At 62.5% G+C, this 2434-nt stretch carries 2 protein-coding genes; one reads left to right on the top strand and one right to left on the bottom strand.

The window, feature by feature from the left end; genetic code table 11:
- Positions 1-599 (bottom strand): ABC transporter ATP-binding protein (locus WCB02_RS35055; protein WP_423965897.1); only part of this gene is annotated, 599 nt, incomplete at its 3' end.
- Positions 600-1138: 539 nt separating this feature from the next.
- Here WCB02_RS35055 and WCB02_RS35050 point away from each other — a divergent pair.
- Positions 1139-2410, top strand: a complete 1272-nt coding sequence (locus WCB02_RS35050; protein WP_423965895.1) for a PQQ-dependent sugar dehydrogenase — start codon at positions 1139-1141, stop codon at positions 2408-2410.
- The last annotated feature ends 24 nt before the right edge of the window (positions 2411-2434 follow it).

Genomic DNA, 2434 nt, shown 5'->3' with positions numbered 1-2434 from the left:
TCGTCGATGTCGTGGGTCACCAGGATGACGGTCTTGTGATAGGTCTCGACCGCTTCCTTCAGGATGCCCTCGAGATAGAGCCGGGTCTGATAGTCCAGCGCGGAAAACGGCTCGTCGAGCAGCAGGATGTCGGGATCCATGATCAGGGTGCGGATCAGCGCCACGCGCTGCCGCATGCCGCCGGACAGCGTCTTGGGATAGGCGTTCTCGAAGCCGGCCAGCCCGAAATTTTTCAGGTAGTCTCGCGCCCTGCCCTCGGCTTCCGCGCGGTCGACGCCGCGGGTTTCCAGCCCAAGCAGCACGTTGCCGAGCACGGTGCGCCAGGGGAACAGCAGATCCTTCTGCATCATGTAGCCGACCCGGCCGCGCAGGCTCTCGATCTCCTCGCCGCGGTAATGCATGGTGCCGGCATCGGCGTCGACCAGGCCCGCGATGATGTTGAAGATCGTGGTCTTGCCGCAGCCGCTCGGCCCGATGATGCTGACGAAATCGCGCGCGTGAATATCGAAGGAGAGGTCGTCGAGCACCCGCACGTCGCCGGCCTTGCCGGGAAACGATTTGCGGACGTTGCGGACGCTGAGCTGGACGGAAGCGGACATGGGCCGCTCTACGCAACTTGTATGCCACGGCTCGTGAGTAAAAACGATAGATATTTCAATATTTTGGTGGACTGTCACGAATCGCGTCTCCTGGTCGCCCTGCCATCTCTTTAGGCAGAGCCGGTCAGATCGGCACCCAAGCAGACGTGAAGTGAGGGGTGGTTCGAGCGCGGTCGTCCAACTGTCGTTGTCCGACCCGGCAGGTGCGACGGGCGTCGACGGCCAGCCGCAACCGGGCGAGGGGCATTCCGAGGCGCAGCGCGTCCGTCGAACGGACCCGCGCGGGGCGACGCCGGCTTTGGTCTTGCGTTGAACGCGCCGCGCCGCAGAATTGTCTCGGACCAAGTCGGCGCGGCGCACGTCTCGGATTTGATTTTCCTGGACTTAATTTGCGCGGCGCCGCGCGTTGCGCGCTTCTCACTGTCTGCGAATGTGCTAACGTTTTGGCGTCTGAGCATCTTCGGCTGACGTCTGGGTTCGTCTGCCGAGGCAAAACAATAACAGACGCAGCTATTTGTCTGCATTAGGGGAGTGAAGCAATGAGATCGGCTTTCCACAAAACCATTCTCGCGCTTGCAACAATCGGCCTTGTTGCGGGAGCGGGTGCTGCCAGTGCGCAGCAGCAAAACGACCGGCCACTGAAGAAATACGAATCCGGCAACAAGGATTTCTGGACCCATCCGCCGGACGATTGGTTCCTCGGCGACGAGACCGAGGCCCAGAAGGGACTGGCGCCGCCGTCGGGTCCTCCGACCGGCGCGTCTGAAGCCGAACTCGACGCTATGATCAAGAAGATCAAGCTGCCGGCCGGCTTCAAGATCGAGGTGTGGGCGCCCGGCGTGCTCGCCGCGCGGCAGATGGCCTGGGGCGACAAGGGCACGCTGTTCGTCGGTTCCTTCGGCCTCGGCAACGTCTACGCCATCACCGAGAAGGACGGCAAGCGCGAGGTCAAGACAGTCCTCAAGGGCCTCAACATGCCGACCGGCCTCGCCTTCAAGGACGGCGCGCTCTACGTCGTCGCGGTCGACAAGCTGATCAGATATGACGACGCCGAAGCCAATCTCGACCACCTCGGCGACGGCAAGGTGGTGTATGACGACATGCCGTCCTATGCCGCGCATGGCTGGAAATACATCGCGGTCGACAAGGACGGCTGGTTCTACATTCCGTTCGGTCCGCCTTTCAACATCGGCATTCCCCCGACCAGCGTGTCGCAGATCCGCCGCGTCGATCCCAAGACCGGCAATGCCGAAATCCGGGCGCTGGGCGTCCGCAACAGCGTCGGCGGCGATGTCGATCCGCGCACCGGCAAGTACTGGTTCACCGAAAACGCCCGCGATTGGGTCAGCGACGATCTGCCGAGCGACAAGCTCAACATGATCGACAGGATGGGCGAGCATTTCGGCTATCCCTATTGCCACCAGGGCAACCTGCCCGATCCGAAGTTCGCGATGGGCCATAAATGCTCGGAGTTCACGCCGCCGGTGCTCAATCTCGGCGCGCATGTGGCTCCGCTCGGCATGAAGTTCTACACCGGCGATCAATTCCCGTCGGAGTACAAGAACTCGATCCTGATCGCCGAGCATGGCTCCTGGAACCGGCACAAATACCAGGGCGGCCGCATCGTGCGGGTGACCGCCAGCCCGGACGGCAAGAACGCCAAGCAGGAGGTCTTCGCCTCCGGCTGGATCGAAGGCGATCAGGGCTATCTCGGCCGGCCCGATGACATCATCCTGGCCAAGGACGGCTCGATCCTCGTCGCCGACGACTGGGCCGGTGCGATCTACCGCATCAGCTACAGCAAGAAGTGATGGGTGACTGATCAGAGGCTGCGG

The sequence above is a fragment of the Bradyrhizobium sp. genome (assembly GCF_049581145.1).
Lineage (GTDB): Bacteria > Pseudomonadota > Alphaproteobacteria > Rhizobiales > Xanthobacteraceae > Bradyrhizobium.
Note: the sequence above shows the minus strand (reverse complement) of the source record. Positions and strands in the feature narration are given on the sequence as shown.

Coding starts and splice junctions, on each gene's coding strand:
- WCB02_RS35050 (WP_423965895.1), top strand. CDS start 1,139: ATGAGATCGGCTTTCCACAAAACCATTCTCGCGCTTGCAACAATCGGC.